The sequence below is a fragment of the Erythrobacter sp. WG genome (genome assembly GCF_026586795.1).
Taxonomy (GTDB): Bacteria; Pseudomonadota; Alphaproteobacteria; order Sphingomonadales; family Sphingomonadaceae; genus Erythrobacter.
In genome coordinates, this window is record NZ_JAPFGY010000012.1 from 14,085 (window position 1) to 40,189 (window position 26,105).

Here is a 26,105-nt window from a genome sequence, read left to right on the forward strand (position 1 = left end):
CTGCAAGCGGTCTCCGCAGGCGCCAGGATGCCGTAGCGTCAGCGCGCGCCGGATTGACGCGGGCCACATTCCGCCTAGGGTCGCGGCCCGAAAGAGGGAGAGGAACGTGACCGGCACAAGCACCGGCATCGAAGCTGGACCGGGCCGCGCATGAGCGCAGCCACCGGCCCCCTGCCGCAGCGCCTGCGCCTGGTGCACGGCGCGGGCGCGGTCGCCTTCGGGGTGAAGGACAACGGCTTTTCGTTCTTCCTGCTGATCTACTACAATCAGGTGCTCGGCATGGACGCAGGCTCCGTGAGCCTTGCGCTGCTGATCGCCCTGCTCGTCGACGCGCTGATCGACCCGCTGCTCGGCAACCTGTCGGATCGCACCTACACCCGCTGGGGCCGGCGCCTGCCGTGGCTCTACGCCGCCCCCATCCCGCTGGCGGTGGCCTGGACGATCCTGTGGAGCGCACCGACCGGCGCACCGCCGAGCTTCCTCGGTCTCGTGGGCATCGCGATCGTCGTGCGCCTGCTGCTTTCGGCCTGCGAGGTGCCCTCGATCAGCCTCGTGCCCGAACTCACCGCCGACTACGACGAGCGCACCACGCTGTTCCGCTATCGCGCGCTCGCCGCGTGGATCGGGGGCCTGGTGATGATGGTGCTCGCCTACACCGTGTTCATGCCCGGCAAGGAAGGGCTGCTCCAGCCCGAAGGCTATGCCGCCTTCGGATTGTTCGGGGCGCTGCTGATGGCGGCGTCGGTGATCGGTTCGGCCGCCGGACAGCACGGACGGCTGGCGCATCTCCCGCCGCGCAAGCCGCCGCCCTTCTCGCTGCGCCTTGCCTTCGCCGAGATCGTCGAGGCCTTCTCCGAGCGCGCCTTCCTGATCTTCGCCGCCGGAGCGCTCGCCGCCTATATCAATCAGGGCATGGTGTTCTCGATCACCAATTACCTCAACCTCTTCGTGTGGCGGCTGAGCGGCGATCAGTTGATGCTGTTCCCGGTGGTGCTGTTCGCCTCGGTGGTGACGATGTTCATCATCATCGCGCCCCTGCATCGCCGCTTCGGCAAGGCGCGCGCGGCGGCGGTGACCGCGGTAGCAGGCACGATCATCGGCCTCATGCCCTATGCCCTGCTGCTCGCCGGAGTATGGCCAACGATCGGCAGCAATGCCTCGACCTACCTGTTCTACGGCTTCCTGCTGTGCGCCAATGCGCTCGCCACCACGGCGGTGGTTTCGGCGACCTCGATGATCGCCGAAGTGGTCGAGGCCTTCGAGGAGACCACCGGTCGCCGCGCCGAGGCCTCGTTCTATTCGGGCAACTGGCTGATCCAGAAATGCGCCACCGGGGGCGGCATCTTCCTGACCGGTCAGATCATCGCCTTCTCCGGGCTCCCCGCCAACGCCGATCCCGGGAGCGTCGCGCCTGGGGTGATTGCCGACTTCGTGCTCGCCTTCGGCACGGCAGCGCTCGTGCTCGGGCTGGCGGCCGCCTTCTGGCTCGCCCGCTTCCCGATCGACCGCGCCGAGCACGAGGCGCGCCTCGAACGGCTCGCCGCCCGCCGCACGGATGCGGCTGCCAGCCCCCTCGACGAGGCCGCCCGCGCCGACCCGGAGGGCCATTCGCTCGGCGCCTGAGCGCCCGCAAATGAGAGCTTGGCGGCCCGCCAAGGCTCTGCCACGGTCAAAGCCAGATTCGATTGCAAATAAGGACGAGAGGAAAGCTGCATGGATTTCGAACCCACCGAACGTCAGGTCTACTGGCGCGACCGCGTGCGCGATTTCATCGAGACCCACGTGCGCCCGAACATGGGCACCTACAAGCAGCAGGACCTCGAGGGCGATCGCTGGAAGGTGATCCAGATCATCGAGGACAAGAAGAAGCTCGCCAAGGAAGCGGGCATCTGGAACCTGTTCATGCCGCCCCGCAACGACAGCCACCATCACGTGGACGACACCTTTGAATTCGACGGGCCGGGCCTCACCAACCTCGAATACGCCCTGTGCGCCGAGGAAATGGGGCGCATCGGCTGGGCTTCGGAAGTGTTCAACTGCTCCGCGCCCGACACCGGCAACATGGAGGTCTTCCACCGCTACGGCACCCGCGAGCAAAAGGAACAGTGGCTGCGTCCGCTGATGAACGGCGAGATCCGCTCCGCCTTCCTGATGACCGAACCCAACACCGCCTCGTCCGACGCGACCAATATCGAGACCCGGATCGAGCGGGACGGGGACGAATATGTGATCAACGGCGTCAAGTGGTGGTCGAGCGGCGCGGGCGATCCGCGCTGCAAGGTCGCGATCGTGATGGGCAAGACCGATTTCGCCGCCCAGCGCCATGCGCAGCAGTCGATGATCCTGATGCCCTTGGATGCGCCGGGGGTGAATATCCTGCGGCACCTGCCCGTGTTCGGCTATGATGACGCGCCGCACGGGCATATGGAGATCGAACTGAAGGACGTGCGTGTCCCCGTCACCAATATGTTGCTGGGCGAAGGGCGCGGCTTCGAGATCGCGCAGGGGCGCCTCGGGCCGGGCCGCATCCACCACTGCATGCGCACCATCGGCGCGGCGGAGGAGGCGCTCGCCAAGATGTGCCGCCGCCTCCAGGAGCGCGAGGCGTTCGGCAAGCCGGTCTACAAGCACTCGGTCTGGGAAGAGCGCGTGGCGCGCGCCCGCATCGACATCGAAATGACGCGGCTCCTGTGCCTCAAGGCGGCCGACATGATGGACAAGGTCGGCAACAAGGCGGCCAAGCAGGAGATCGCGATGATCAAGGTGCAGGCGCCCAACATGGCGCTGCGCATCATCGACGACGCGATCCAGGCCCACGGCGGCGGCGGCGTGTCGGAGGACTACGGCCTCGCCAAGAGCTACGCCAACCAGCGCACCCTGCGGCTCGCCGATGGGCCGGACGAGGTCCACGCCCGCTCGATCGCGCACATGGAATTCGCCAAGCACGCCCCGCGCCCCGGCCCCACCGCCAACGCCCTGCGCGGCGATCATGGCCGGGCCGCCAACGACGCGCAGAGCTTCAGCTCGGGCGACATGGGCGTTGCCCGGTGATTGGGGCGCGCTGAGGCTGTAGGCGAGCTCGTTCACATAGTGCATGCGGAAGGCGCCCTTGACGGGTGGCCTTCCGCGAACCGGCGCGAGGCACCCGAGTTGGAGCCACCCTGCGCCGATCCAACCCAGAAAGAGTAGGAAAGCATGGCCAAGGCAGCCATTCTTGAAGCACCCGGACAGGGCCTCACCATCAAGGAGGTCGCCTATGCCGAGCCCGGCCCGCACGAGGTCCTGATCGACACCAAGGCGTGCGGCCTTTGCCATTCGGACCTGCACTTCATCGACGGGCATTACCCCCACGCCCTCCCCGCCATTCCGGGCCACGAGGCCGCAGGGATCGTCCGCGCGGTCGGCTCGGAGGTGCGCACGGTGAAGCCGGGCGACCACGTCGTCTCCTGCCTGTCGGCCTTCTGCGGGCACTGCGAGTTCTGCGTCACCGGCCGCATGGCGCTGTGCCTTGGCGGGGACACCCGCCGCCAGAAGGGCGAGGCGCCCCGCATCGCCTTCGCCGACGGCAGCGCGCCGGTGGCGCAGATGCTGAACCTGTCTGCCCTGTCCGAACAGATGCTGATCCACGAGAACGCCTGCGTCGCGATCGACAAGGATATGCCCTTCGACCGTGCGGCGCTGCTCGGCTGCGCGGTGACAACCGGCGCGGGGACGATTTTCAACGCCTGCAAGGTAACGCCGGGCGAAACCGTGCTGGTGGTCGGCTGCGGCGGGGTGGGCCTTGCCGCGATCAACGCCGCGAAGATCGCGGGCGCGGGCAAGATCATCGCCGCCGATCCCCTCGCCGAAAAGCGCGAGCTGGCGCAGGTGCTGGGCGCGACCCACACGGTCGATGCGCTCGCCGAGGATGCGGCCAAGCAGATCATCGCGATTTCGAACGGCGGGGTCGACTGGGGCATCGAGGCCGTCGGCCGCCAGGCCTCGGCTGATCTCGCGGTCGCCAGCCTCCGGCGCGGCGGGACCGCGGTGATCCTCGGGATGATGCCCCTTACCTGCAAGGTGGGCCTCGGCGCGATGGACCTCCTGTCGGGCAAGAAGCTGATGGGCGCGATCATGGGGATGAACCACTTCCCCGTCGACCTGCCGCGCCTCGTCGATTTCTACCTGCGCGGGCTGCTCGACCTCGACACGATCATTGCCGAGCGCATCCCATTGGAGCGCGTGAACGAAGGCTTCGACACGATGCGCGGCGGGCACTTCGCGCGCACCGTGGTGGTGTTCGACTAGGGAGAGGGCGATGACCGACGCACCCGCAATCGACTTCGACAAGGAAATGGTCGGCACCGTCGAGGTGACCGAGAAGGACAGGCTCGACCTTGAGAGCCTGACCCGCTGGTTCGAGGCGACTGTCGAGGGCTTCGCAGGCCCGATCGCCTATACCAAGTTCAAGGGCGGCCAGTCGAACCCGACCTACCGGATCGACACGCCGGGCGCCTCCTACGTGCTGCGCCGCCAGCCCTTCGGCAAACTGCTGCCATCCGCCCACGCGGTCGACCGCGAATATGCGGCGATGACCGGGCTCTACCCCACCGGCTTCCCGGTCCCGCGCACCTACGGGTTGTGCGAGGATGTGGACGTTATCGGCTCAAAGTTCTTCGTCATGAGCCTCGCCGATGGCCGCAGCTTGTGGAACGGCGCGCTTCCCGGCCTCACGCCCGAGGATCGCCGCGCCCATTACCACGCGCTGATCGACACCATGGCCGAGCTTCACATGAACGATCCGCAGGCGATCGGCATGGGCGAATTCGGCAAGCCCACCGACTACTGCGCGCGCCAGATCGCCCGCTGGACCAAGCAGTACAAGCTCTCCGAAACGGAAGCCATGCCCGAGATGGAGCGGCTGATCGAATGGCTGCCCCAGACCGTGCCGCCGCAGATCGCCTCGAGCGTGGTGCACGGCGACTACCGGCTCGACAACGTGATCTTTCATAAGGAGGAGCCGCGCATCATCGCGGTGCTCGACTGGGAGCTGTCTACGCTGGGCGATCCCATCGCCGATTTCAGCTACCTGATGCTCAACTGGTTCCAGCCCGGCGATGGCCGCGCGGGGCTGGCCGGGCTCGACCTTGCAGCGCTGGGCATCCCGACGGTCGAGGAGGCGGTGGCGCGCTATGTGGCGAAAACCGGCTACCCGGTGCCGCCGATGGACTGGTACTTCGCCTACAACCTGTTCCGCCTCGCCGGGATCATGCAGGGCATCAAGAAGCGGGTGATCGACGGCACCGCCTCGTCGGCCCACGCGCAGGCGATGAGCGAGCGGGTGCGTCCGCTCGTCGAGCGCGCGTATCAGTTCGCGCTGGCTGCGGGGATGCCTGCCTGAGCCTTGCCGAGCCTCGCGCTCGCGGCTAGGCGCGGGCGCGGAAACCTCGCCGGAGACACCCGCATGACCGAAGCCCTCATCACCGCCATCGAAGCCGCCTGGGAAGACCGCGCCTCTGTCTCTGCGGGCCATCCGGTCGGCGAGGCGGTGACCGCTGCGCTCGCGCTGCTCGATTCCGGCGAGGCACGCGTGGCCCAGCCAAACGGCAACGGGGGTTGGCAGGTCAACCAGTGGCTCAAGAAGGCGGTGCTCTTAAGCTTCCGCCTCAACGACAACCGCGTGCTGGATGGCGGCGCGGCCGGTGCGCCCGCCTTCGACAAGGTCCCCCTGAAGTTCGCCGGCTGGGGCGAGAACCGCTTCCGCGAGGCGGGCTTCCGGGTCGTGCCCGGTGCGGTCGTGCGCCGCGGCGCGCACATTGCCAAGGGCGTCGTGCTGATGCCGAGCTTCGTCAACATCGGCGCCTATGTCGGCGAGAACACGATGATCGACACCTGGGCGACCGTCGGCTCCTGCGCGCAGATCGGGGCGAACGTCCACATCTCAGGGGGAGCGGGGATCGGCGGCGTGCTCGAACCGCTCCAGGCCGAGCCCGTGATTATCGGCGACGGCGCCTTCATCGGCGCGCGCGCGGAAGTGGCCGAGGGCGTGCGCGTCGGCGAGGGCGCGGTGCTGGCGATGGGCGTGTATCTCGGCGCCTCGACCAAGATCGTCGACCGCGCCACCGGCGAGGTCCACATCGGCGAAGTGCCGCCCTATGCGGTGGTCGTCCCCGGATCGATGCCCGGAAAGCCGCTGCCCGACGGCTCGCCCGGCCCCAGCCTCTACTGCGCGGTGATCGTCAAGACCGTCGACGCGCAGACCCGTTCCAAGACCGGCATCAACGAACTCCTGCGCGACTGACCGACAGGCCGCCTCGCCCCGGCGCGTTTGGCGGCGAACCTGCGCCATGCGGGCGAAACAATCGCGCAGCCCGGCGATAGGCTCCTGTTCATGAACCAGCAGGAGAATTCCATGGCGCGCCCCGATCGCCCCGAAGTTGTTGACCAAGTCGATGCCAAGGCCGGCACCAGGGAAGGTGTCGTGCGCTGGGTGCTGGGGATCAGCTTCGCCCTTGCCATCGCCGCGCTGACCGTCATCTGGGTGACCGGCGCGCTTACCCAGGGCCCGGTGGAGAGCCAGCAGAACGTGCAGCGTAAGGTCGAGGCCGAGCGCGAACAGCGCGGCGACAACGACAGCTCGATCGACGGCGTGCTCGTCGACGATCCCGGAGTCGGCGCGCCCGGGACGAGCGCCGAACGGTGAGCGACACCTTCCGCATGGGCCAGGCGGTCGTCTGGGACTGGGGCGGAGGGACCGCGACCGGCACTATCAAGGATCGCTACGAGCGCCGGGTCACGCGGCGGATCAAGGGCTCCGAGATCACCCGCAACGGCGACAAGGACAACCCCGCCTATCTCATCGAGCAGGAGGACGGAGACGAGGTGCTGAAGCTCGCCAGCGAACTCAAACCCGCCCGCTGACTTTCCGAAAGTTCCGCAGCTGGCCGCGTGACGGGAACAATTCGTCTCTTCCCGATTTGATTGACGCTACGGAAGCCCTTTCCGTAGCGTCAATCACAAGGGGAGAGTGACATGGCAGAACAAAACACATCGCTGCGCATCCGTGACGAAGATGCCCGCGCAGCCGTCAGCAACACGGGCCTGCGCTATGTGCTGGCCTTCGGAACGGGCCTTGCCGTGGTGGCGATGAGCCTCGTGTGGATCATCCCCGCCCTCGCCCACGCGCACCATTGATGCCTAGCCCGCCGGCGCCGCAGGGGGCGTCGGCGGCGCGATCAGCGTCTCGATCGGCGGCTGGTCGGCGACACTGGCGGCATAGGCCTCGGCCGCGCGCATGACGCGCAGGATGTTGCGGCTCGCGATCATCTCCAGCTCGGCCTGCGAATAGCCGCGCCGGGCGAGTTCCGCGAACAGCAGCGGATAGCCGCGCACGTCCTCGAAGCCTTGCGGGCCCGAAGGCATCCCGTCGAAATCCCCGCCCACGCCGATATGCTCCACACCGGCAACCTTGCGGATGTGGTCGATGTGGTCGGCCATGTCCTTGATCGTCGCCTTGGGCTCGGGATTGGCGGTGTCCCACGCGGCCAGCCCCTCGGCAACCCTGGCGGGCTGGCCCTGCCACAGCCCCTTGAGCCGTGCCTCCTCGCCCGCGCGCTTCGCACCCCACTGGCGCACCGGCTCGCTGATGAAGCGCGGGAGCGCGACGACCATCACGATCCCCCCGTTCTCCGGCAGCCGCGCGAGCACGCTGTCGGGCACGTTGCGTGGGTGCCCGTCCACCGCGCGCGCGCCCGAATGGCTGAAGATCACCGGCGCCTTCGCCACGTCGAGAGCGTCCAGCATCGTCGCCTCGCTGACGTGGCTGAGATCGACCAGCATCCCCAGCCGGTTCATCTCGCGCACCACGTCCTTGCCGAAATCGCTGAGACCGTCGTGCCGGGGATTGTCGGTCGCGGCGTCCGCCCAGGGGACGTTGCTGTTGTGCGTGAGCGTCATGTAGCGCGCGCCTAGCGCATGGAGCTGGCGCAGCACCGCAAGGCTTGATCCGATCGAATGGCCGCCCTCCATCCCCAGCAACGAGGCGATCTTCCCGTCCGCCATCGCCCGCTCGACCTGATCGGCGGTGGTGGCGAAGCGCAAGGCGCCCGGATTGCGGTCGATGAGGCGTTTGGTGACGTCGATCTGCTCTATCACCTGCTGCACCGCCACCGGCTCGTCGGCGGTGAAAGGGACATAGACCGACCAGAACTGCGCGCCGACCTTCCCCTGCCTGAGCCGCGCAAGATCGGTCTGCATGGCGCGGCCTTCGGGATGGGTGGCGGCGGTGGGAGCGGTGTCCTCGAAATCGAAGGCGTTGATCTGGTTCCTGACCCGGTCGCGCAGCTGGTTGGGCACGTCGTTGTGCCCGTCGAACACCGGCGCGGCGGCAAGCGCAGCCTCGGCGGTGGCGGTCGCGGTCGCCTCGTCCACAGCCGGCGCGGGCGGCTTCTGGGCAGCGGCGGGGGCGGCGCAGGCAAGCGCTGCGGCGAAGGCGAGACTGGAAGCGGCGAGGCGTTGCATGGGGAAGGCTCCGGAAGCTAGAGCGCCAGTCTTGGCAGAGAGGGACGAGCCCATGGATAGCGCAGGCGCACTGATCGAACAATTGGGCCTCGCCCCCCATCCCGAGGGGGGTTGGTTTCGCGAGACGTGGCGCGGCGATACAGGTGCCGATGGCCGCGCGGTCGGGACCGCGATCCTCTTCCTGCTGCGCGCCGGCGAGGCCTCGCACTGGCATACAGTCGATACCGCCGAGCTGTGGCTGTGGCAGGCGGGCGATCCGCTCGAGCTGCGCCTCGCAGCGGGCGACGCTGGCCCGGTGCGCCAGGTGATCCTCGGCAGCGATGTCGCGGCGGGGCAGCAGCTTCAGGGGATAGTCCAGCCGCACGAATGGCAGGCGGCCCGCGGGCACGGCGCGCCGGTGCATGGCTATTGCCTCGTCTCCTGCGTGGTGGTGCCGGGCTTCGACTTCGCCGGCTTCACCCTCGCGCCGCCGGGGTGGGAACCGGGCGCTTGACCCGCGCCGTCCTGCGCTGGCTGCTGGCGGCCTTCTACTTCGTCGCGGGGGTGATCCACATCGCCCGGCCTGCCCCGTTCCTGACGATCATGCCGGGCTGGGTGCCGGCGCCAGAGGCGGTGGTCCTGTGGACGGGCGTGGCCGAGACCCTCGGCGGGATCGGGCTCGTGCAGGGCGCGTGCCTGCCGCTGAGGCGCGCGGCCGGGTGGGGTCTGGCGCTCTATGCGCTGTGCGTGTGGCCGGCCAATGTGAACCACTTCGCGCTCGACATGGCGCGGCCGGACGGAGGCCTCGGGCTCGTCTATCATGTCCCGCGAATGATCGCGCAACCGGTCATCATCTGGCTGGCGCTGTGGGTGGCCGGATGCCTTCCCTTGCGACGGGCGGCGGCATGACAGCCGAGGACGCGATCCTCGCATTGCTCGCCGAGCGCGCAGGAGGCGCGACGATCTGCCCAAGCGAGGCCGCGCGCCGGATCGCCGGGCCGCAGGGCGACTGGCGGGCGCAGATGGAGAAGGTCCACGCCGCGACCGACGCGCTCCTCGCTGCGGGCGCGATCACGCTTTCGTGGAAGGGCGAGGCCAAGGAAAAGCGGCGCGGACCCTACCGGATCGCGCGCCGCTGATCTGTCGCGACAGGGCGCCTGGCGGCGCCGCGAAGCTTACTTGAGGTGCTTCGAGACCGCAGCGGTCATCTTGAACATCGAGATCTGGTCCTTGCCGATCACCGCGCCGAGCTTTGCGTCGGGATTGATCTGACGCTTGTCGGTCTTGTCCTGAAGGCCGTTGGCCTTGATGTATTCCCACACCTTCGAGGTCACTTCGGCGCGGGTCATCGGCCCCTTGCCGATCACCGCCTCGAGGTCCCCCGAAAGCGTCACCGGCTTTTGCAGTGCGTTCGTCGTGCCAGCCATCGTCTACTCCCTTGTCATAGTGGCAGGTTGATCAGAAATCGTCATTGTCCCAATCGGCATCCGGTTCGTCCTCGCCGCCGGTCACGGTGGCATGGAGGACCGCGCAGGCCAATACAGACCCTTGCAGCGATGCGATGAGGTCCGCCCGACCTGCGCCGGGCATCAGCACCAGCGGCAGTTCGGTCGCGAACAGCTGAAACAGGTAATGGCGCGTCTCGCCCTCCGGCACGTCGGGCAGCAGCCATTCGGAATTGCCCGCGGCATTCTTGCCGGTGCGCGGCGGCACCTCGCCTTCGAGCAGCTTGCCGCGCTGGCCGGCGAGGCCCCACACCAGCCAGTGGCAGGCCGGATCGCCCGACTTCGCGGCGGAGGCTTCCTCCACCACCAGCACGACTTCCTGCGTGCCCGGCGGCGGCGCGCTCCATTCGAGCGGCGGGGCGACAGCATCTTCTTCCGCCGCGGTGAAGCTCGCATCGAGCTCCTCCCCGGAGCGGAACGCCGGGCTGGACAGCGCAAAGCCGCCGCGCGCCATCGCCTGCGCCGAACCCAGCTTCGCGATCGCGAGGCCGGGATGACGCGCGGCGGCGGGCACATGGGGTGCAAGCCAGCCGGGCAGATCAGTCATGATTCTGTCGTTTCATCGGCCCCGTGCTAGTCCCTTCGCCGCCCCGATACGAGATGCAGCAAGGGCAATTTCGGCGGTTTCTGAGGAAAACCATGCCAATGCAGGCAAAATGGTCACGCTTTTTGGGCGATCGCGGGACAACTCACCGCAGCCGGCTTGCCCTTGGCTGTGGGCCGGAGCATTTTTCGCACGCCGGGTCAGAGCGTTGATTCCGGGTCGATACGCCGGAGTTGCCTGCCCTCATGAAGCCCGCCCGCACCGCTCTCAGCCTTGTCCTCGCCCTTCAGCTCGCCGCCTGCGGCGGGGGCGGCGGCGGGGGGGGCGGCGGTTCGGTGGGCGTGACGCCGAGCCCCACCCCGACGCCCACGCCGACGCCGACCAGCGCGGCCTGCTCGCTTGGCGCACGGCAGGACTTCGCCGACCAGGTGCTGAACGAATGGTACCTCTTCCCTGACCTCCTCGCGACGGTCAACCGCGCCTCGGTCACCACGCTCGATGCCTATCTCGACGCCCGCGTCGCCCCGGCACGCGCGCAGAACCGCGACAGGTTCTTTACCTTCGCGACCTCGATCGCTGAGGAGAACGCGCTGATCAACTCGGGGTCGAGCGCGGGCTTTGGGGTTCGCCTGTCCTACGACACCACCAATCGGCGCCTGTTCGTCGTGGAGGCCTACGAGGGTGCGAGCGGCTTTGCCGCCGGGCTCGACCGGGGCAGCGAGATCACCGCGATCGGCACGAGCGCGAACAACCTCCAGACCGTCGCCAGCCTGTTCGCGAGCGGCGGGGCGCAGGCCGTGTCCGATGCGCTCGGGCCCTCCACCGCGGGCGTCGCGCGGGTCCTGCGCTTCGTCCAGCCGGGCGGCGCGGTGGTCGAACGCAGCGTCACCAAGACCGATTTCACCATCACCCCGATCTCCAGCCGCTATGGCGCACTGGTGCTGAACGACGGTGCGCGCCGGATCGGCTACATCAATCTGCGCACCTTCATCGTCGCCGATGCCGCCAACCAGCTGCGCAGCGCCTTCGCGACCTTCTCCGCGCAGGGCATCCGCGAGCTGATCATCGACCTGCGCTACAACGGCGGCGGGCTCGTCACCGTCGGCGACACCTTCGGCGACCTGATGGGCGCTGGCCGCGTGGGGCAGGTGTGGAGCCGCACGGTGCTGCGCGCCTCCAAGGCCGCGCAGAACGAGACGCGCCTGTTCCGCAGCGAGCCCAACGCCATCGCCCCCACCAGGGTGGCGGTGATCACCACCAGCGCGAGCGCCTCGGCGAGCGAATCCGTGACCAACGCGCTGATCCCCTACCTCGGCAACAATCTCGCGCTGGTCGGTGCCAATTCCTTCGGCAAGCCCGTGGGCCAGTTCGGCTTCGACCTTGCGGCCTGCGATCTGCGCATCCGCGCGGTGACCTTCCAGACGGTCAACGCCAACAACCAGGGCGAATACTATAACGGCCTTGCCAGCGTGGTGCCCAACACCTGCCGCGCCGGCGACGACATCTCGCGCCCGCTCGGCGACCCGCGCGAGGCCTCGATCGCAGCGGCGCTCGACTTCCTGGCGGGCCGCGCCTGCACGCCGATCGCCGGAGCTCCCGGCGCCAGCGCGAATGCGGCGACGGGGCTGACGCAGGGCCAGGCCGAACGCATCGGGCTCGACCTGCCGGCGCGCGAACCGCTCCAGCCGCAGCGCCCGGGCACGCCGCAGCACGATCTGCCGGGGCTCTACTGAGGCTGGCTGTCCGTGAAGGGCTGCGCGCTGGTATGGCCGCAGCCCTTGTAGGTCGTGCCCTTCCAGGCGACGGTGGCGACATAGGGGTAGCGCCGATCGCTCATCCCGTCGCTGCAGGTGCCGGGCGTGAGCGTGGCGGTGAGCGGCTCGCCCCCGAGCGTGCCGGAAAAGCCGAGGCCGTTGTTGCCCGCGAAGCGCGCGGCCGCGAACCGCACGCCCGGCTGGTTTTCGGGCGTGGTCCACGTGGCGTCATCGCCGGCGATGCGCAGGGTCCAGAACGGCTCGGTGCCGGTCAGCGTCACGTCCTCGCCGGGCGCGACCTTGTCGAAGGCCTTTCCCTGCGGGTCGATCCCGTCCTGCCGCTCGGCGGGCGCACAGGCGGCGGCAAGGAGCAGCGCGGCGCTGAAGAAGGAGCGGCGGATCATCGGACTGTTTCCCTGGTTGACGCCCCGCGAGGATAGGCCGGAACCAGTCTCGTGCAAGCGCATTGGCGGGGGATGCAGTTCACCCCCACCCGCGCCGCGGCGCTCGACCGCCTCGCCCAGTTCCTTCCCGCCGCCGGCCGCCGCTATGCCGAGACCCGCAACGCCGATGACGGCCCCCAGCCGGGCGGGCGCGGCAATGTCTCGCAGCTATCCCCCTGGCTCCATGCGGGCTTGCTGGACGAGCGCGAGGTGCTGGACGCTGTCCTTAGCGCGCACGGCCCGCGCGCGGCGGAGAAGTTCATCGCCGAGGTGTTCTGGCGAATCTACTTCAAGGGCTATCTCGAACAGCGCGCGGCGATCTGGGACGATTACCGCAAGGGCCGCGATGCTGCGCTCGCCGCGCTGGAGGCGAATGCGGGACTGCGCCGCGCCCTTGCTGAGGCGGTGGCGGGACGCACCGGGATCGAGGCCTTCGATGTCTGGGCGCGCGAATTGCAGGAGACCGGCTACCTCCACAACCACGCGCGGATGTGGTTCGCGAGCATCTGGATCTTCACCCTGAAGCTCGACTGGCGGCTGGGCGCGGACCTGTTCCTGCGTCACCTGATGGACGCCGATGCGGCCTCGAACACGCTGTCCTGGCGCTGGGTGGCGGGGCTGCACACCAAGGGCAAGCATTACCTCGCGCGGGCCGACAACATCGCGCGCTACACCGCCGGGCGGCCCGAGGGGGCGCTCGCCGCTGCGCGGCTCGCGCTGGATGCCGCCCCGCTGACCGAACCGCACGACTTTGCGCGCCAGCGCCTCGATCTGCCCGGGCCGGTGCGACCGGAGGACCTCGCCCAACCCTTCGCCCTGCTGCTCCACGACGAGGCCGCGCATCATGCCCCCCTCGCCCTGCCACGCCCGCCTGCACTGGTGATCGGCGCGAGCCGCCCGGACGCGCGGTCGCCCGGCGCGGTGGGCACGCTCGCGGCCGACTTCGCGCGCGGCGCCATCGCCGGGGGAATGGCCGAGGCGGCAGCGGCCTTCGCCTGCCCGGCGGTTGCATGGCGCGACGGCGAACCGCTCGCGCCGCTGCTGGCCGAGGCGGGAATCGCGCGTGTCGCCGTCCCCTACCTCCCCGCCGGCTGGACCCGCGATGCGCTCTGGCCCGACCTCGCCCCGCTTGCCGCAGCGGGCCGCGTCGTCACCTTGCTGGGCGATCTCGAGCGGGCCACCTGGCCGCTCGCCAAGGCAGGCTTCTTCGGCGTCGCCAAGGCGATCGACGGGCTGCTGGCCGAATGCGGGATCGGCGCGCACGGCTGAAGACCGCCGCGCCGCCCCGCCCCGCCCCGGTCAGATCTGCTTGTCGGGCGAGGGGTCGCGGCGGTGCCGTTCGGCCTTGCCGAAGATCCGCTCGAGCCGCTCGGCCATGGTGTTGGCCGCGATCCGCGCCGCGGCATCGACCTCGGACGCCTTCCCGGTCACCCCGATCGGCCGCGACCCGCGCGGGCGCGCCTCGATCGTGCAATGCTTGTCGTCGGCGCCGTGCTTGGCGCTGTTGACGTCGGTCACGTGCACTTCCAGCCGGGTCAGACGATCCTCGAACCGGGCGAGCTTCTGGCGCACCTGCGCCTCGATCCGCTCCGCGACGTTCTGCGTGCCCATCACCGAGGAATTGGTGTTGAACTGGAACTGCATGGTGCCCATGGCATCTCTCCTGTGCTGTCAGTGTCCTGTCGCCCGGGAGAGATCATGCTGGCACCGGCCCGCGCTGGCCAGTGCAATCAGATGAGACGTTCGGGATCGGAGATGTCCGCTGCGCCGTGCCCGGCGCGCAGCGCTTCGGCCTTGCCGCGTTCCTCGGCCATCTTGCGCGCGTGCTCGGCGAGCCCGCGCCAGGTGCGCTCGGAGCGCAGCTCGCGCTCGCGGACATTGTCGAGAATCGCGGCGTCGGCAAGTGCGGCGGCCTCGTCGGCGCGCTCGCAGTAGAATTGGTACGTCATTGCCATCGGGGAAGTCCTGCCATGGAAGAGGGGGAGGCGGGATTCGGTAGGCGTGCGTGCGTCGGGGGATGCGAGAGGTTGCGCGAAAGGGGCAGGACACGCCGCGCGCGCCCTGCCCCTCCCTATAGGTCGTGCCGTGGCTTACGCAGCGGCGAGGTTGACGGCGCTTTCCTTGCCGTTGCGCCCGCGCTCGAGATCGTAGCTCACGCGCTGGTCCTTATCGAGGCTGTGCATCCCGGCGGCCTGCACGGCGGTGATGTGGACGAAGCTGTCCGACGAGCCGTCGTCGGGCTGGATGAAGCCGTAGCCCTTCTCGGTGTTGAAGAACTTCACGGTTCCGGTCTTGCTGCTCATGGCGTGTTCCTTTCAAGAACAAGGTATTGCCTCACCGCGACGTGCGGAGAGGATCGTGCGTCAGGCCGTCCGATGAAAGGAAGTCGTCGTCTGGTTAACGCCGGGGACCCGAAGGTCAGGCGGCGGAGCGCAAGTCACGAAGTCCGTCGCAAATTTCGACGTCAGCAAAAGTCTTGTAGCACACCCCCGGCCAAACACCTAATCGGCCCGTAGCAGGACCCGCATTAACGGTTTCGCGAGGCGGCCCGCCTATCCTTTGCTCGTCATGGAGACCGTGCTCCCGCACCTGCCCAGCGAGGCCCTTCGCGCCGATCCCGGCCTGCGCCGACGGCTGGCGCGCACCGGGGGCATCGTGGTGGCCGGCTCGGTGGTCGCCTCCGCGCTCTTCACCCACCTCAGCTTCACGCTCGCCGGGGAGGTCGACTACGCCGGCGCGATGACCTTCGCGGTGCTGATCCCGCTGGTGGTGGCGAGCCTCGCCTTCGCCTGGATCGCCGCGCTGACCCTGCGTCTCGACGCCTCGCGCCGCGAGCTCGAACGGTTGGCACACCAAGACGCGCTCACCGGGCTCGCCAACCGCCGGGCGGCGTTGGCGCAGCTCGAAGAGTGGGCGGCGGCGGGGGCGGCGGATCTTGTGCTGGCGCTCGCGGACATCGATTTCTTCAAGCGGGTCAACGACCGGCTCGGCCACGACGGTGGCGATGCCAGCCTCGTCCACTTCGCCGCGATGCTCCGCCGGCTCGCCCCGGCCGAGTGGCTGGTCGCCCGCTTCGGCGGCGAAGAGTTCCTGCTCGCCGCCAAGGGCCTCAGCGAGGCCGATTTTTCCGCCACCATCGAGGACCTGCGCCGCGCTATCGCGGCAACGCCGCTGATCACGCCGGGCGGGCCGCAGAACCTCACCGCCAGTTTCGGCGTGGCGCTGCGGCGCGAGGGCGAGGCCGTGGGGCCTCTCATTACCCGGGCCGACAATGCGCTCTACGCCGCCAAGCAGGCCGGGCGCAACCGCACCGAAAGGGCCGCCTGAGCGAGGCCTGGGCGGGGCGCGTCCGGCGCCCCGCTCCCGGGCCAGCGCAGCGCCTCAGGGCCGATAGCTTCCGCGCTCGCCCGGATAGCCGCGCGGCTCGTCCTCGGCATCGCGCAGGCGGATCGGCTCGCCCGGGCCGCGCGGGTCGAGCCTCGGCGCCCTGCCCTGCGCCTGCGTCTGCCGGTCTTCGCCCTGCCCGATCGGGTTGCCCGGGTTGAGGCCCTGCTGGTTCTGGCCCGCGGGGTTGCCGCCCTGCTTGGCGCCCTCGTCCTCGCGATGGCTCGGGTCGGCCGCGAGCGGCTGGAACACGCTCCCGCCGCCCGGCGCCGACTGGCTTTCGCGGATCGCATCGCCGTGCTGGGTGACCCCGCGCTGGCGGCTGGTGATGTGCTGGTCGCCGCTGCGTGCCGCCGCGCCCTGGTCGATCACGTAGTCCCCGTCGGACTGCCGGCGATCCGCGCCCAAGCGCCGCTCCATCGGCTGGAAGGCTCTGCCCTCATGATCATCCGCGGTCATGTGCCCGCGCTCATCGAGGCTGTGCTCCGCATCGACCGGCGGCCGGCTCGCGGCCTGCTGGTTGGCACGGTTAGCGCGCTCGGACTGGTTGTTGAGCCCGTCGTCGCGGCGGTCCTGCCGCATATCCTTGTTATGGCTCATCGGGTCACGGTCGGTCATGGTCATGTCTCCTCGTGTGGCACGGGCGGAGAGTCTGCGACGAACCGAGCCGGGGTGCGATAACCTGGGAGGGTAACCCGGGAAGCCCGCCGCGGCGGCACGGCCTTGCCGCGCGGGCCGCAAGGCGGACAAGCGGACACTGTGTCCGCTTCAATCCTTCCAGCCATTCTTCTCTTATTTCTGCATAACTTGCTCGTCCGACCAGCCGCACTGACAGCGGGGATCGGCCCGGAAACGCGATCCGGGCACGAACTGGCGGAACGCCTCGAGCTCGCCCGGCGCGTCTCCACCCGGCGCGCCGGCGCCCACCGCCTCGCCGGTCTCGACCTTCGCCAGCAGGCTCTCGAAATCGCGCGCATGGCGCTCGGCCATCGGCCCCAGCCGCGCGAACAGCGGATTGCCCCCTTGCATGAAGCGCCCGAGCAGCGCCACCGTCAGCCGCTTGCCGAACCGCCGGTAGCTGCCGACCTGCTCGCCCTGAAAGAACACCGGCACCTCGACCCCGTTCAAGGCGCGTTCGAGCGCGGTATGGGCGAGCACGTCATAGGAATGATGAAACGCCATCTCCCACGCGAGGTCGAAAGGCTGAACCCTGAGCCGTGACCTGAGGCGGGCTGCGGATTGCCGCGACTTGCCGACCAATCTTGCGGCCTCGGAGACGGAATGCGTCGCCGAGAGCGCGCGCAGGAAGGCGGCTTGCAGATCCAGTGACCAGCTGTCGTGGCGCGATGGCTTATGTGGAGTGTCTGCGGGGGTGTCCGGGGGAGGCGCGGAGCTTAGCGCAGATTGCGGATCGGGGCGAGCGGGGGAGGGATGGAGGCGCGGGTCAGCGGTGGAGGATGATGCGCGAAAGGGGGTGTAGGAAAGGGTTTGTAAATACGAGATCTTTATCAATCCGGGCCATCAAGCGCGCACCAGAGGGAACGAAGATGGACGGGGCTGCCCAATTTCTTACCGGACCATGGCCTCTGACCGCTCTGATCATCAGCATTGTGCTGTTCTGCGGCGCACTTGTGCTGAGCCTCACGGTGATTGATGAGAAGATCAAGATTGCCAAGCGCAAAGCCTTCTGGGCAGGGCGCAGGTCTGGCGGCGCAGCCAATGGAAACAAGGCGGACTTCGCTGCCGAGCAGTTGAAAAAGGTCGCGAGTGCCCCTTTCACGGCTCGCCCTCTGTTAAACACTCCCGAAGCCAAGGTCTTTGAGACGCTTCGTCAAACCGTCGTCGCACGCAATCCGCGTTGGCAAGTGATGGCGCAGGTCAGCGTCGGCGAATTCCTTGCCAGCCCTGACGCCGAGGCATTTCGTGCGGTGAACTCCAAGCGGGTCGACTTTGCGCTGATGGACGAAAACTGCTGCGTGCGGCACGCGCTCGAATATCAGGGATCAGGCCACCATGTGGAATCTAGCGCCGCCGCCCGCGATGCCGTGAAGAAGGAAGCGCTGCGCAAGGCGGGGATTGGCTATCACGAAGTGGTCGCAGGCCACACCACGCCCAGCGAGCTGCGCGCGCTGGTGGAAAAGCTAGTCCCGGCAGGGCGCGGGGCCACGCGCGATGGCGGGGAAACGGTGCGAGCTGTAGGAGCATAAGGCGGCGACAGACCACCGGAAGCGAGGAGAAACCTGCCCTCCGCGTCTCGCTTCCCTCTGCGGTCTCTGCGTAAAACCCTGCCCGGGTGCGGCAAGCGCGCCGCCCGTTCGGATGACCCTCGCCCGCCCCTCCACCATGCTGCGCATGGTCCCCTGCCGTTGCAGGAGAGGATCAGGGCTTGCGCACCGTCAGCTTGATCTCCGTCACCGCGGTCGGCTCGTAGAGTTCGGTCACGCCCACTGCGGTCCAGGCCGGGAAGGGGGCTTTGATGTAGCGGTTCTTGACCGTCACCAGATCGTCGAGTTGCGCGCTCGTTTTCCCGGCGTGGAAGGTGTCGAACACCAGCACGTCGTCCCAGGTGGCGCCGAGGCGCTTCAGGATGCCGTCGATCCGCGCGAAGGCGCGCTCGTAGCCGGGGGTGAGGTCGGTCTCGCCGGGGACGGGGCCCGCGACCACGCCCGACAGGTGGATGGTGTCGCCGTGGATCACCGCGTCCGAGAAGCCCGCGAACTCCTGGAAGGCGCGGGCCTCGGGGTGCTCGGGCATGAGCGTCTGCTTGGGCTCGCCCGCGTGGGCGGCGGCGGCCGACAGCGCAAGTGCGAAGGCGGCGGCGACGCTGGCAAAGTGTTTCTGATGCATGGATGATCCTTCCCCCCGGAGCGGGCGAGGGTATCAAGCCCCTTCCGCCTGGGGAAGGGGTTGGGGATGGGGGTTCGGCATCCGATCCCTTGCCTGCCCGCGCACCTGTCGGAGCCCCCACCCCCCGGCCCCCTCCCCGAGGGGAGGGGGAAGAAAGATCAGTCGTGCTCGCGGTCACCCGCGCCGACGTAGAGCTGGTTGCCGACCTCGCGGAACTTGGCGCTCATCTCGGCCATGCCCGCCTCCGCCTCTTCCTCGCTCGCGACGAAGGTTTCGATTCCGGCGTTCTGCTTCGCGGCGAAGTCGCGCACTTCCTGCGTGATCTTCATCGAGCAGAACTTGGGCCCGCACATCGAGCAGAAATGCGCCGACTTCGCGCCCTCGGCCGGGAGCGTCTGGTCGTGGTATTGCTCGGCGGTTTCGGGGTCGAGGCTGAGGTTGAACTGGTCGCGCCAGCGGAACTCGAAGCGGGCCTTGGAGAGCGCATCGTCGCGCACCTGTGCCGCCGGGTGCCCCTTCGCCAAATCCGCAGCGTGGGCGGCGAGCTTGTAGGTGACGACGCCCACCTTCACGTCGTCGCGGTCGGGCAGTCCGAGGTGCTCCTTGGGCGTGACGTAGCAGAGCATCGCGGTGCCGTACCACCCGATCTGCGCCGCGCCGATGCCGCTGGTGATGTGGTCGTATCCCGGCGCGATGTCGGTGACGAGCGGCCCCAAGGTGTAGAACGGCGCTTCCCCACAGGCCTCGAGCTGCTTTTCCATGTTCTGCTTGATCTTGTGCATCGGCACGTGGCCCGGGCCTTCGATCATCACCTGCACATCCTGCTCCCAGGCGCGCTTGGTGAGTTCGCCGAGGGTGTAGAGTTCGGCGAATTGCGCTTCGTCGTTCGCGTCGCGGATCGATCCGGGGCGCAGGCCATCGCCCAGCGAGTAGGCGATGTCATAGGCCTTCATGATCTCGGTGATCTCGTCGAAGTGCTCGTAGAGGAAGCTCTCCTTGTGGTGGGCAAGGCACCACTTGGCCATGATCGAGCCGCCGCGGCTGACGATCCCGGTGACTCGCTTGGCGGTCAAGGGGATGTAGGGCAGGCGGACGCCCGCATGGATGGTGAAGTAGTCGACGCCCTGTTCGGCCTGTTCGATCAGGGTGTCGCGGAAGATCTCCCAGGTGAGTTCTTCGGCAATCCCGCCGACCTTCTCGAGCGCCTGATAGATCGGCACGGTGCCGATGGGGACGGGGCTGTTGCGGATGATCCATTCGCGGGTGTCGTGGATGTTGCGGCCCGTGGAGAGGTCCATGATCGTGTCCGCACCCCAGCGTGTCGCCCAGACCATCTTGTCGACTTCCTGCGCGACGTCCGAGGCGACGGCGGAGTTGCCGATATTGGCGTTGATCTTGACGAGGAAATTGCGGCCGATCGCCATCGGCTCGCTTTCGGGATGGTTGATGTTGGAGGGGATGATCGCCCGGCCGCGCGCGACTTCGCTGCGGACGAATTCGGGGGTGATGACGTCCGGGATCTCCGCGCCCCAGCTCTCGCCGTCGCGGATCAGGTCAGCGGCGATCTCGCGCCCGAGGTTCTCGCGTTCGGCGACATACTCCATCTCGGGGGTGATGATCCCGCGCCGGGCGTAGTGCATCTGGGTGACGTTCATGCCCGCACGCGCGCGCAAGGGCCGCTTCACCGTGTTGGGGAACTGCGCAACGCCGCCCGAGCGGTCGGGGCCGAGGCGGCCATTGTCCTCCGGCTTGACCTCGCGGCCCTCGTAATCCTCGACATCGCCGCGGGACAAAATCCAGTCGCGGCGGAGCGGGGCGAGGCCGGCGTTGATGTCGATATGGGCATTGGGGTCGGTGTAGGGGCCCGAGGTGTCGTAGACGCGCAAGGAGGGCTCCCCGCCTTCCAGATCGATCTCGCGCATCGCCACGCGGATGCCCGAGCCGGTGCGCGCGCCCACGTAGACCTTGCGGCTGCCGCGGATGGGGCCGGTGGTGACGCCGATTTCGACGGGTGAATTGATGTCGGCCATGTGCGTGTCTCTCTCCTCGATGCGGAGAGAAAGCGGACCTGTGGCGCTTGCGACCAGCCCACTCCCTCCGCCGATGCTAATCGGTTCAGGTTCGACGGGTCGTGGGGTGCTTATGCCCACCTCTCAGCGCGAGCGCGCTCCCCGGGGATGGGGCGTGATAGAGGGCGCGGGCGTGTCAGTCCAGCAGGATCGCCACCGCGACCGCGATCACCATCAGCGCGAAGAGCGTCCGCGCGAGGCCCGTGCGGGCGGCGAGGCGGCGCGACAGCGGCAGGGCGGCGAGCGTGCCCGCCGCCCCGCCCGCGACCAGCGCGCCGAACAGCGGCCAGGCGAACTGCCCGGCGGCAAGGTAGCTCGCGCTGGTCGCCCCGCCGAACAGCGCGACCGAGACCAGCGAGGAGGCGCCCGCGTTGGCGAGGGTCATGCCGGTCGACGCCATCAGGCCGGGGACGATCAGGAAGCCCCCGCCGATCCCGAAGAACCCCGCGGCGAGCCCCGCGCCAAGGCCCACCGGCACAAGCTTCAGCACCATCGACGGAGCGAGCCGCACCGCCGGATCGCCCTCGCCCTTGCGCGGGATCAGCATCGAGACGGCAATGGCGATCATCGCCACCGCGAACCACGCCAGCAGCGCCGCGCCGTCGACCTGCCGCGCCAGCGCCGCCCCGGCGAGCGACCCGGCGAGGCCCGAGACACCGAAGGCGATCGCGCAGGGCCACTTGACCTGCCCCGCGCGCGCCTGTCCGGCGAGGCCGCCCAGAGCATTGACCGCGACCGCCGCCGCCGAGGTGCCGATCGCTACGTGGGTGTCGGCGACGCCCACGACATAGATCAGCCACGGCGTCGCCAGCACCGATCCGCCGCCGCCGAACAGGGTCAGCAGCAGCCCGACCAGCGCACCGCCGAGCGCGGCGAGGAGGAGGGCCTCGGCACCCATGTCAGGCGGGACGCGGGCGGTTCCAGGGGGCGAGCATGAGGAGGCGCGCCATGCCGCAGAAGCCGGTCGCCCCCGCGAAGGTCAGCCCTGCGCCGACGAAGGCGGAGAGCGCGAAGAAGCCGGGCGCGACGAGGAAGCCGAGCACGACGCCGATCAGCACCAGCGATCCGGCCGCGATCTGCACCTGGCGCATGATCTCGAGCGGGGCCTTGGCGTCGACCGAGAGCGGCAGGCCCGCCCCGCGCCAGGCGTCGAGCCCGCCCTCGAGCACGTAGGCGGGGCCCTCCACCCGCGCCGCGAGCCGGTCGCACGCCCCGGCGGTGCGCATCCCGGAGCGGCAGGTGAAGATCACCTCCCCGGTGCCTGAGGGCAGCGGGGCATGGTCCCACCGCGAAAGCGGGATCGAGTGCGCGCCGGGCACGTGGCTGCGGGCGAACTCGTCCGCCTCGCGGATGTCGACCAGCACGGCATGGCCGCCGGCGAGCCGCGCGCGGACCTCGGCAGGGGGCAGGGGAAGCAGGGTGGCGGTCATGGCTCAGGTCCTCATTTCAGGGGGGCAGAACAGTTCGGCGAGGGTTTGGATGATCCGCGCCGCGGCCGGATCGGCGAGGCGGTAGTGGATCGTCTGCCCCTCGCGCCGGGTGGCGACCACGCCCTCCTCGCGCAGCAGGGCGAGGTGCTGCGAGAGCGCGGACTGCGACAGGCCGACTCGCGGCTGGATCTGACCGACCGACAGTTCCCCATCGGCGAGCTGGCACAGGATCATCAGGCGCTTCTCGTTGCCGAGCAGACGCAGCAGGCCCGCGGCGCGGGAGGCGGATTCCTCGAACAGGGCGAGATCGAAGCGGGCGAAATCGAACATGGGGCGCAATATATCACTTGATTCTAATTTAGCAAGTGCTAATATTACAGTCATCAGGAGACACGCCATGACCCAGCCTCACGTTCAGGCCTTTTTCGACCCCGCCACCCACACCCTCACCTATCTCATCCACGATCCGGCGACCCGCGAGGCGGCGATCGTCGACCCGGTGCTCGATTTCACCGCCAACGACGCGCGGATCGGCACCGGCTCGGCCGACGCGGTGCTCGCTGCGGCAGACGCGCAGGGCCTGACCGTCAGATGGCTGCTTGAGACCCACGCCCACGCCGACCACCTCTCGGCGGCGCATTACCTACGCGAGAAGACCGGCGCGGCGGTGGTGATCGGCGCGGCGATCACCCGCGTGCAGGCGATCTTCGCGCCCCTGTTCGAAGCCGAGGACGTGCGCCCCGACGGCAGCCAGTTCGACCGGCTGGTGAGTGAGGGCGAGCGCCTTCCATTGGGCGAGCTCGCCATCGAGGTGCTGCACACCCCCGGCCACACCCCGGCCTGCGTCACCTACCTGATCGGCGATGCGGCCTTCGTCGGCGACACGCTGTTCATGCCGGACTACGGCACGGCGCGGACTGACTTTCCGGGCGGCAGCGCGGCCGATCTTTACCGCTCGGTGCGGCGCATCCTCGCCCTGCCGGAGGAGACGCGCATCTTCGTCGGCCATGACTATCTGCCGGCAGGGCGCAGCCAATACCGCTGGGAGACCACCGTCGCCGAAGAGCGCGCGGCCAACATCCATGTCCATGACGGGGTGAGCGAGGCCGAATTCGTCGCGATGCGCGAGGCCCGCGACAGGGCGCTCGCCGCGCCGCAGCTGATCCTGCCCTCGCTGCAGGTCAACATCCGCGCCGGCGCCCTGCCTCCGCCGAGCCCGGGCGGCCGAACCTTCCTGAAACTGCCGGTCGGCGCGCTCTAGGCGCGGGCGCGGCTATTCGATCACCCGCCCGCGCACCATCACGAAGCCGACCTTCTCGAGCACCCGAATGTCCGCGAGCGGGTTGCCGTCGACCGCGATGATGTCGGCCGAATAGCCCGGCGCGAGGCGGCCGATCCGGTCGTCCATGCCGAGCACCTTGGCAGCGACCGTGGTGGCGCTGGCGAGCACCTCCCGGTCGCTCATGCCTTGCTTCTTCATCAGGGCCAGTTCCTCGGCATTGCGGCCATGCTGGTAGACGCCGGCATCGGTGCCGAAGGCGACGGTGACGCCATATTGGCGTGCGCGGCTGACGAGCGAGGCCATCAGGGGCTGCACCGCGCGGATCTTGTCCTCGACAACGGGGGTGTAGACGCCCTTGCCCAGCCCCTCGGACACGCCCTCCAGCGCCATCAGCGTCGGCACCAGCACGGTGCCGTTGGCCTTCATCGCGCGTGCCGCCGCTTCATCGAGATAGGTGCCGTGCTCGATCGAGTCGATCCCCGCCTCGGCCGCCTGCTGGATGCCGCGTGCGCCGTGGGCGTGGGCCATGACCTTCAATCCCAGCGAGTGCGCGGTGTCGGCGATCGACTTCATTTCGGCGGGCGTGAAGTGCGCCTCGAGGCCGCGCCCCTGCTGGCTCAGCACGCCGCCGGTGGCGGTGATCTTGATCACGTCCGCCCCGTTCTGGCTGGCAAGCCGCACCTTGGCCGCGCATTCGATCACACCAGTGCAGGTGAACCCGCTGTCGAGCAACTCGTTGACCTCGGAGCGAAAGCCGTTGACGTCCCCGTGCCCGCCGATGATCGCGAGCGGCGGCCCTGCGGCGACGATGCGCGGCCCCGGCACCAGCCCCTCGGCCGTGCCGCGCCGCAGCGAGAAGGCGGTGTCCTTGCCGCTCCCGGCCTCGCGCACCGTGGTGAAGCCGGCAAGCGCGGTGAGACGCGCGTTCTTGGCCCCCACGACCACGCCCCACTCGTCGGGCTCGGTCGCCTCCTTCCAGAAATCCCCGCCCGGATCGCCGGTGAGGTGGGTGTGGAGGTCGATGAGTCCGGGCAGCACGGTCTTGCCCTTGAGGTCGATCTCGCGGTCTGCCGTCACCGCGCCATGTCCGGGCGTGATCGACACGATCCGGCCGTCGGTGACGAGGATCGTCGCCGGACCCGACGGGTTGGCGGCGGCATCGGTGATGACGCTCCCGGCGCGGATCGCGACGCTCTCCGCGGCGAGCGGCCCGCCAAGGATGGTGCTCGCCAGCGCGGCGCCTGCGCACAGCAGGTTGCGGATCGTGGTCATCGGCTGTCTCTCCCCTCGTCTCTCCGCGCCGGTGATGGCGCGCGCGGGGGCGCAAGGCAAGCGTCAGAAGGTGTAGGCGATCCCGAGCCCGAGGATGAACTGGTTCGGATCGCCGCGCAGCGCCGTGTAGGGCGTGTCCGCCGCGTCGCCGAACAGCCGCGAATAGCCGCCCACGCCGGTCAGGCTCCAGCCGCCGTTGAGGGCGTTGCGATCGAGGTCGTAGCCGAGGATCGCGAAGGTGCCGATCCGGTTGAGCCCGCCGCCGGCGCGGAAGCGCGGCAGGCCGCTCGCCAGCGCCTGGGCGGGGGAGACGGTGAAATAGTAGTCGGCGAAGCTGTCGTCGACGAACTCGGCGCTGACCTGCGCCTGGAGGGTGAAGGCCCGGCCCAGCGGCGCGCGGTAGCTGACCTGCGGCTCGATCACCATGCCCTCGTGCGCGCCGAGCACGTCCCAGCGCGCCTGCACGCCCACGCTGAACTGGTCGACCGGCTTGAACACCCCGCGCCAGGCGAGGCCGACGTGTCCCCCCACCTCGAGCGCCGCGTCGAGCTTGCCTGCGCGCGCCACCACGTCGTCCTTGATCTGGACATTGCGGTCGTTGCGCAGCCGGAACGCCGGGCCGACAGCGATGCGCGCGCCCTTCTGCGGCGCGAAGCCCGGCTTGCCGGGGTTGAGATCGATGAGGAAGCCCGGGCCGTTGGGGCTGATCCCGACCCCGCCGACCCGGCCGACGATCAGCGGCAGCGGGAAGGCGATGTAGTCGTTGGAGCCCGCGTAGCTCGGCACCATCCCGAGACCGAGGCCGATGGTCGCCCAATTGTCGTCGAACACCGGCTTGGCGAGGGCAAAGGCAGGCGGCGCAGAGGGCGGGGCGGAGGGCTGGGCCTGCGCCGCAGCCTCAGCGGCCACGGTGACCGGCGATCCCTCGCTCTCGGCGGCGGCGGCGCCGGTGCCCGTGGCGGTGGTTTCGGCAGGAGCCTCGGAAGCAAAAGCGGGCGCGGTGCTCAGCGCGGCGGCAAGGCCCAAAGCGCGCGCGAGGGAGGAGAACGTCATGATGCGATCCTTGTTTGCAACAGGCCGCACTCCCTGCAAATTCC

The 26,105-nt window shown here is 69.1% G+C and carries 32 protein-coding genes and 1 riboswitch; of the genes, 16 read left to right on the top strand and 16 right to left on the bottom strand.

Annotated elements, in window-relative coordinates; all coding sequences use genetic code 11:
- Nucleotides 1–150 precede the first annotated feature (150 nt).
- The 8 genes from OPU67_RS07915 (at nucleotide 151) to OPU67_RS07950 (ending at nucleotide 7,173) form a co-directional block, all read left to right on the top strand.
- Nucleotides 151–1,623, top strand: coding sequence for an MFS transporter (locus tag OPU67_RS07915; protein WP_267618983.1), 1,473 nt, complete (start codon nucleotides 151–153; stop codon nucleotides 1,621–1,623).
- Between the two features lie 90 nt (nucleotides 1,624–1,713).
- The gene (locus OPU67_RS07920) at nucleotides 1,714–3,051 is read left to right on the top strand and encodes an acyl-CoA dehydrogenase family protein (protein ID WP_267618985.1); all 1,338 of its coding nucleotides are present in this window, start codon (nucleotides 1,714–1,716) and stop codon (nucleotides 3,049–3,051) included.
- Nucleotides 3,052–3,195: 144 nt separating this feature from the next.
- On the top strand, nucleotides 3,196–4,287 hold the full coding sequence (locus tag OPU67_RS07925) for a Zn-dependent alcohol dehydrogenase (RefSeq protein WP_267618987.1): 1,092 nt from the start codon (nucleotides 3,196–3,198) through the stop codon (nucleotides 4,285–4,287).
- 10 nt (nucleotides 4,288–4,297) lie between these two features.
- The gene (locus OPU67_RS07930; RefSeq protein ID WP_267618988.1) at nucleotides 4,298–5,380 is read left to right on the top strand and encodes a phosphotransferase family protein; all 1,083 of its coding nucleotides are present in this window, start codon (nucleotides 4,298–4,300) and stop codon (nucleotides 5,378–5,380) included.
- A gap of 63 nt (nucleotides 5,381–5,443) precedes the next feature.
- Nucleotides 5,444–6,280, top strand: a complete 837-nt coding sequence (gene dapD, locus OPU67_RS07935; RefSeq protein WP_267618990.1) for a 2,3,4,5-tetrahydropyridine-2,6-dicarboxylate N-succinyltransferase — start codon at nucleotides 5,444–5,446, stop codon at nucleotides 6,278–6,280.
- A gap of 111 nt (nucleotides 6,281–6,391) precedes the next feature.
- A complete protein-coding gene (locus OPU67_RS07940) occupies nucleotides 6,392–6,682 on the top strand; it encodes a hypothetical protein (protein ID WP_267618992.1) in 291 nt (96 codons plus the stop codon).
- A complete protein-coding gene (locus tag OPU67_RS07945; RefSeq protein WP_267618993.1) occupies nucleotides 6,679–6,900 on the top strand; it encodes a DUF2945 domain-containing protein in 222 nt (73 codons plus the stop codon). Before OPU67_RS07940 ends, OPU67_RS07945 begins: the two co-directional genes overlap by 4 nt.
- Nucleotides 6,901–7,011: 111 nt before the next feature.
- Nucleotides 7,012–7,173: a hypothetical protein gene (locus tag OPU67_RS07950; protein ID WP_267618995.1), complete on the top strand. Its 162-nt coding sequence runs from the start codon at nucleotides 7,012–7,014 to the stop codon at nucleotides 7,171–7,173.
- 3 nt (nucleotides 7,174–7,176) lie between these two features.
- Here OPU67_RS07950 and OPU67_RS07955 read toward each other — a convergent pair whose 3' ends face one another.
- On the bottom strand, nucleotides 7,177–8,499 hold the full coding sequence (locus tag OPU67_RS07955; RefSeq protein WP_267618997.1) for a dipeptidase: 1,323 nt from the start codon (nucleotides 8,497–8,499) through the stop codon (nucleotides 7,177–7,179).
- A gap of 52 nt (nucleotides 8,500–8,551) precedes the next feature.
- Here OPU67_RS07955 and OPU67_RS07960 point away from each other — a divergent pair, with 52 nt between their 5' ends.
- From OPU67_RS07960 to OPU67_RS07970, 3 genes are read left to right on the top strand one after another with little or no spacing between them, the layout of a single operon-like run.
- Nucleotides 8,552–8,992, top strand: coding sequence for a cupin domain-containing protein (locus OPU67_RS07960; protein ID WP_267618998.1), 441 nt, complete (start codon nucleotides 8,552–8,554; stop codon nucleotides 8,990–8,992).
- Nucleotides 8,989–9,387, top strand: coding sequence for a DoxX family protein (locus OPU67_RS07965; RefSeq protein ID WP_267618999.1), 399 nt, complete (start codon nucleotides 8,989–8,991; stop codon nucleotides 9,385–9,387). Before OPU67_RS07960 ends, OPU67_RS07965 begins: the two co-directional genes overlap by 4 nt.
- On the top strand, nucleotides 9,384–9,617 hold the full coding sequence (locus OPU67_RS07970) for a DUF3253 domain-containing protein (RefSeq protein ID WP_267619001.1): 234 nt from the start codon (nucleotides 9,384–9,386) through the stop codon (nucleotides 9,615–9,617). Before OPU67_RS07965 ends, OPU67_RS07970 begins: the two co-directional genes overlap by 4 nt.
- A 36-nt stretch (nucleotides 9,618–9,653) precedes the next feature.
- On the opposite strand, the gene OPU67_RS07975 is transcribed toward OPU67_RS07970, so the two are convergent.
- Together OPU67_RS07975 and OPU67_RS07980 are read right to left on the bottom strand one after the other, a co-directional pair.
- Complete coding sequence (locus OPU67_RS07975; RefSeq protein WP_088913414.1) at nucleotides 9,654–9,905, bottom strand: SWIB/MDM2 domain-containing protein; 252 nt, start codon at nucleotides 9,903–9,905, stop codon at nucleotides 9,654–9,656.
- A gap of 31 nt (nucleotides 9,906–9,936) precedes the next feature.
- A complete protein-coding gene (locus tag OPU67_RS07980; protein WP_267619005.1) occupies nucleotides 9,937–10,530 on the bottom strand; it encodes a YbhB/YbcL family Raf kinase inhibitor-like protein in 594 nt (197 codons plus the stop codon).
- A gap of 242 nt (nucleotides 10,531–10,772) precedes the next feature.
- On the opposite strand from OPU67_RS07980, the gene OPU67_RS07985 reads away from it, so the two are divergent.
- Nucleotides 10,773–12,260, top strand: coding sequence for a S41 family peptidase (locus OPU67_RS07985; protein ID WP_267619006.1), 1,488 nt, complete (start codon nucleotides 10,773–10,775; stop codon nucleotides 12,258–12,260).
- Here OPU67_RS07985 and OPU67_RS07990 read toward each other — a convergent pair.
- A complete protein-coding gene (locus OPU67_RS07990; RefSeq protein WP_267619007.1) occupies nucleotides 12,254–12,685 on the bottom strand; it encodes a COG3650 family protein in 432 nt (143 codons plus the stop codon). The two genes, OPU67_RS07985 and OPU67_RS07990, sit on opposite strands and share 7 nt — an antisense overlap.
- 51 nt (nucleotides 12,686–12,736) lie before the next feature.
- On the opposite strand from OPU67_RS07990, the gene OPU67_RS07995 reads away from it, so the two are divergent.
- Entirely contained in the window at nucleotides 12,737–13,993 is a 1,257-nt protein-coding gene (locus OPU67_RS07995) for an FAD-binding domain-containing protein (RefSeq protein WP_267619009.1), read from the top strand.
- A 30-nt stretch (nucleotides 13,994–14,023) separates the two neighbouring features.
- Here the strand turns inward: OPU67_RS07995 and OPU67_RS08000 are convergent, their stop codons facing one another.
- From OPU67_RS08000 to OPU67_RS08010, 3 genes are all read right to left on the bottom strand, one after another.
- On the bottom strand, nucleotides 14,024–14,377 hold the full coding sequence (locus tag OPU67_RS08000) for an HPF/RaiA family ribosome-associated protein (RefSeq protein ID WP_267619010.1): 354 nt from the start codon (nucleotides 14,375–14,377) through the stop codon (nucleotides 14,024–14,026).
- 77 nt (nucleotides 14,378–14,454) lie between these two features.
- The gene (locus OPU67_RS08005; RefSeq protein ID WP_267619011.1) at nucleotides 14,455–14,679 is read right to left on the bottom strand and encodes a hypothetical protein; all 225 of its coding nucleotides are present in this window, start codon (nucleotides 14,677–14,679) and stop codon (nucleotides 14,455–14,457) included.
- 135 nt (nucleotides 14,680–14,814) lie between these two features.
- Complete coding sequence (locus OPU67_RS08010; protein ID WP_267619012.1) at nucleotides 14,815–15,027, bottom strand: cold-shock protein; 213 nt, start codon at nucleotides 15,025–15,027, stop codon at nucleotides 14,815–14,817.
- Nucleotides 15,028–15,292: 265 nt separating this feature from the next.
- Here OPU67_RS08010 and OPU67_RS08015 point away from each other — a divergent pair, with 265 nt between their 5' ends.
- Entirely contained in the window at nucleotides 15,293–16,051 is a 759-nt protein-coding gene (locus tag OPU67_RS08015; protein WP_267619013.1) for a GGDEF domain-containing protein, read from the top strand.
- 54 nt (nucleotides 16,052–16,105) lie between these two features.
- Here the strand turns inward: OPU67_RS08015 and OPU67_RS08020 are convergent, their stop codons facing one another.
- Both OPU67_RS08020 and OPU67_RS08025 read right to left on the bottom strand, forming a co-directional pair.
- Entirely contained in the window at nucleotides 16,106–16,726 is a 621-nt protein-coding gene (locus OPU67_RS08020) for a hypothetical protein (RefSeq protein WP_267619014.1), read from the bottom strand.
- Between the two features lie 174 nt (nucleotides 16,727–16,900).
- On the bottom strand, nucleotides 16,901–17,290 hold the full coding sequence (locus tag OPU67_RS08025; RefSeq protein ID WP_267619015.1) for a hypothetical protein: 390 nt from the start codon (nucleotides 17,288–17,290) through the stop codon (nucleotides 16,901–16,903).
- Nucleotides 17,291–17,655: 365 nt separating this feature from the next.
- On the opposite strand from OPU67_RS08025, the gene OPU67_RS08030 reads away from it, so the two are divergent.
- Nucleotides 17,656–18,315, top strand: coding sequence for a DUF2726 domain-containing protein (locus tag OPU67_RS08030; RefSeq protein WP_267619016.1), 660 nt, complete (start codon nucleotides 17,656–17,658; stop codon nucleotides 18,313–18,315).
- Nucleotides 18,316–18,487: 172 nt separating this feature from the next.
- Here the strand turns inward: OPU67_RS08030 and OPU67_RS08035 are convergent, their stop codons facing one another.
- The 5 genes from OPU67_RS08035 to OPU67_RS08055 all read right to left on the bottom strand — a co-directional run bounded on the left by OPU67_RS08035 (nucleotide 18,488) and on the right by OPU67_RS08055 (nucleotide 22,784).
- On the bottom strand, nucleotides 18,488–18,955 hold the full coding sequence (locus tag OPU67_RS08035) for a Rid family hydrolase (protein WP_267619017.1): 468 nt from the start codon (nucleotides 18,953–18,955) through the stop codon (nucleotides 18,488–18,490).
- 158 nt (nucleotides 18,956–19,113) lie between these two features.
- A complete protein-coding gene (gene thiC, locus OPU67_RS08040; RefSeq protein ID WP_267619018.1) occupies nucleotides 19,114–20,985 on the bottom strand; it encodes a phosphomethylpyrimidine synthase ThiC in 1,872 nt (623 codons plus the stop codon).
- A 44-nt stretch (nucleotides 20,986–21,029) separates the two neighbouring features.
- Nucleotides 21,030–21,139, bottom strand: a riboswitch (TPP riboswitch).
- 21 nt (nucleotides 21,140–21,160) lie between these two features.
- Nucleotides 21,161–21,922, bottom strand: a complete 762-nt coding sequence (locus OPU67_RS08045) for a sulfite exporter TauE/SafE family protein (protein WP_267619019.1) — start codon at nucleotides 21,920–21,922, stop codon at nucleotides 21,161–21,163.
- A gap of 1 nt (nucleotide 21,923) precedes the next feature.
- Entirely contained in the window at nucleotides 21,924–22,454 is a 531-nt protein-coding gene (locus OPU67_RS08050; protein WP_267619020.1) for a rhodanese family protein, read from the bottom strand.
- A 3-nt stretch (nucleotides 22,455–22,457) separates the two neighbouring features.
- Nucleotides 22,458–22,784, bottom strand: coding sequence for an ArsR/SmtB family transcription factor (locus tag OPU67_RS08055; RefSeq protein ID WP_267619021.1), 327 nt, complete (start codon nucleotides 22,782–22,784; stop codon nucleotides 22,458–22,460).
- 67 nt (nucleotides 22,785–22,851) lie between these two features.
- On the opposite strand from OPU67_RS08055, the gene OPU67_RS08060 reads away from it, so the two are divergent.
- Nucleotides 22,852–23,715, top strand: coding sequence for an MBL fold metallo-hydrolase (locus OPU67_RS08060; RefSeq protein ID WP_267619022.1), 864 nt, complete (start codon nucleotides 22,852–22,854; stop codon nucleotides 23,713–23,715).
- A 12-nt stretch (nucleotides 23,716–23,727) separates the two neighbouring features.
- On the opposite strand, the gene OPU67_RS08065 is transcribed toward OPU67_RS08060, so the two are convergent.
- Together OPU67_RS08065 and OPU67_RS08070 are read right to left on the bottom strand one after the other, a co-directional pair.
- Entirely contained in the window at nucleotides 23,728–25,008 is a 1,281-nt protein-coding gene (locus tag OPU67_RS08065) for a metal-dependent hydrolase family protein (RefSeq protein ID WP_267619023.1), read from the bottom strand.
- Between the two features lie 63 nt (nucleotides 25,009–25,071).
- Complete coding sequence (locus OPU67_RS08070) at nucleotides 25,072–26,061, bottom strand: MipA/OmpV family protein (RefSeq protein WP_267619024.1); 990 nt, start codon at nucleotides 26,059–26,061, stop codon at nucleotides 25,072–25,074.
- Nucleotides 26,062–26,105: the final 44 nt, after the last annotated feature.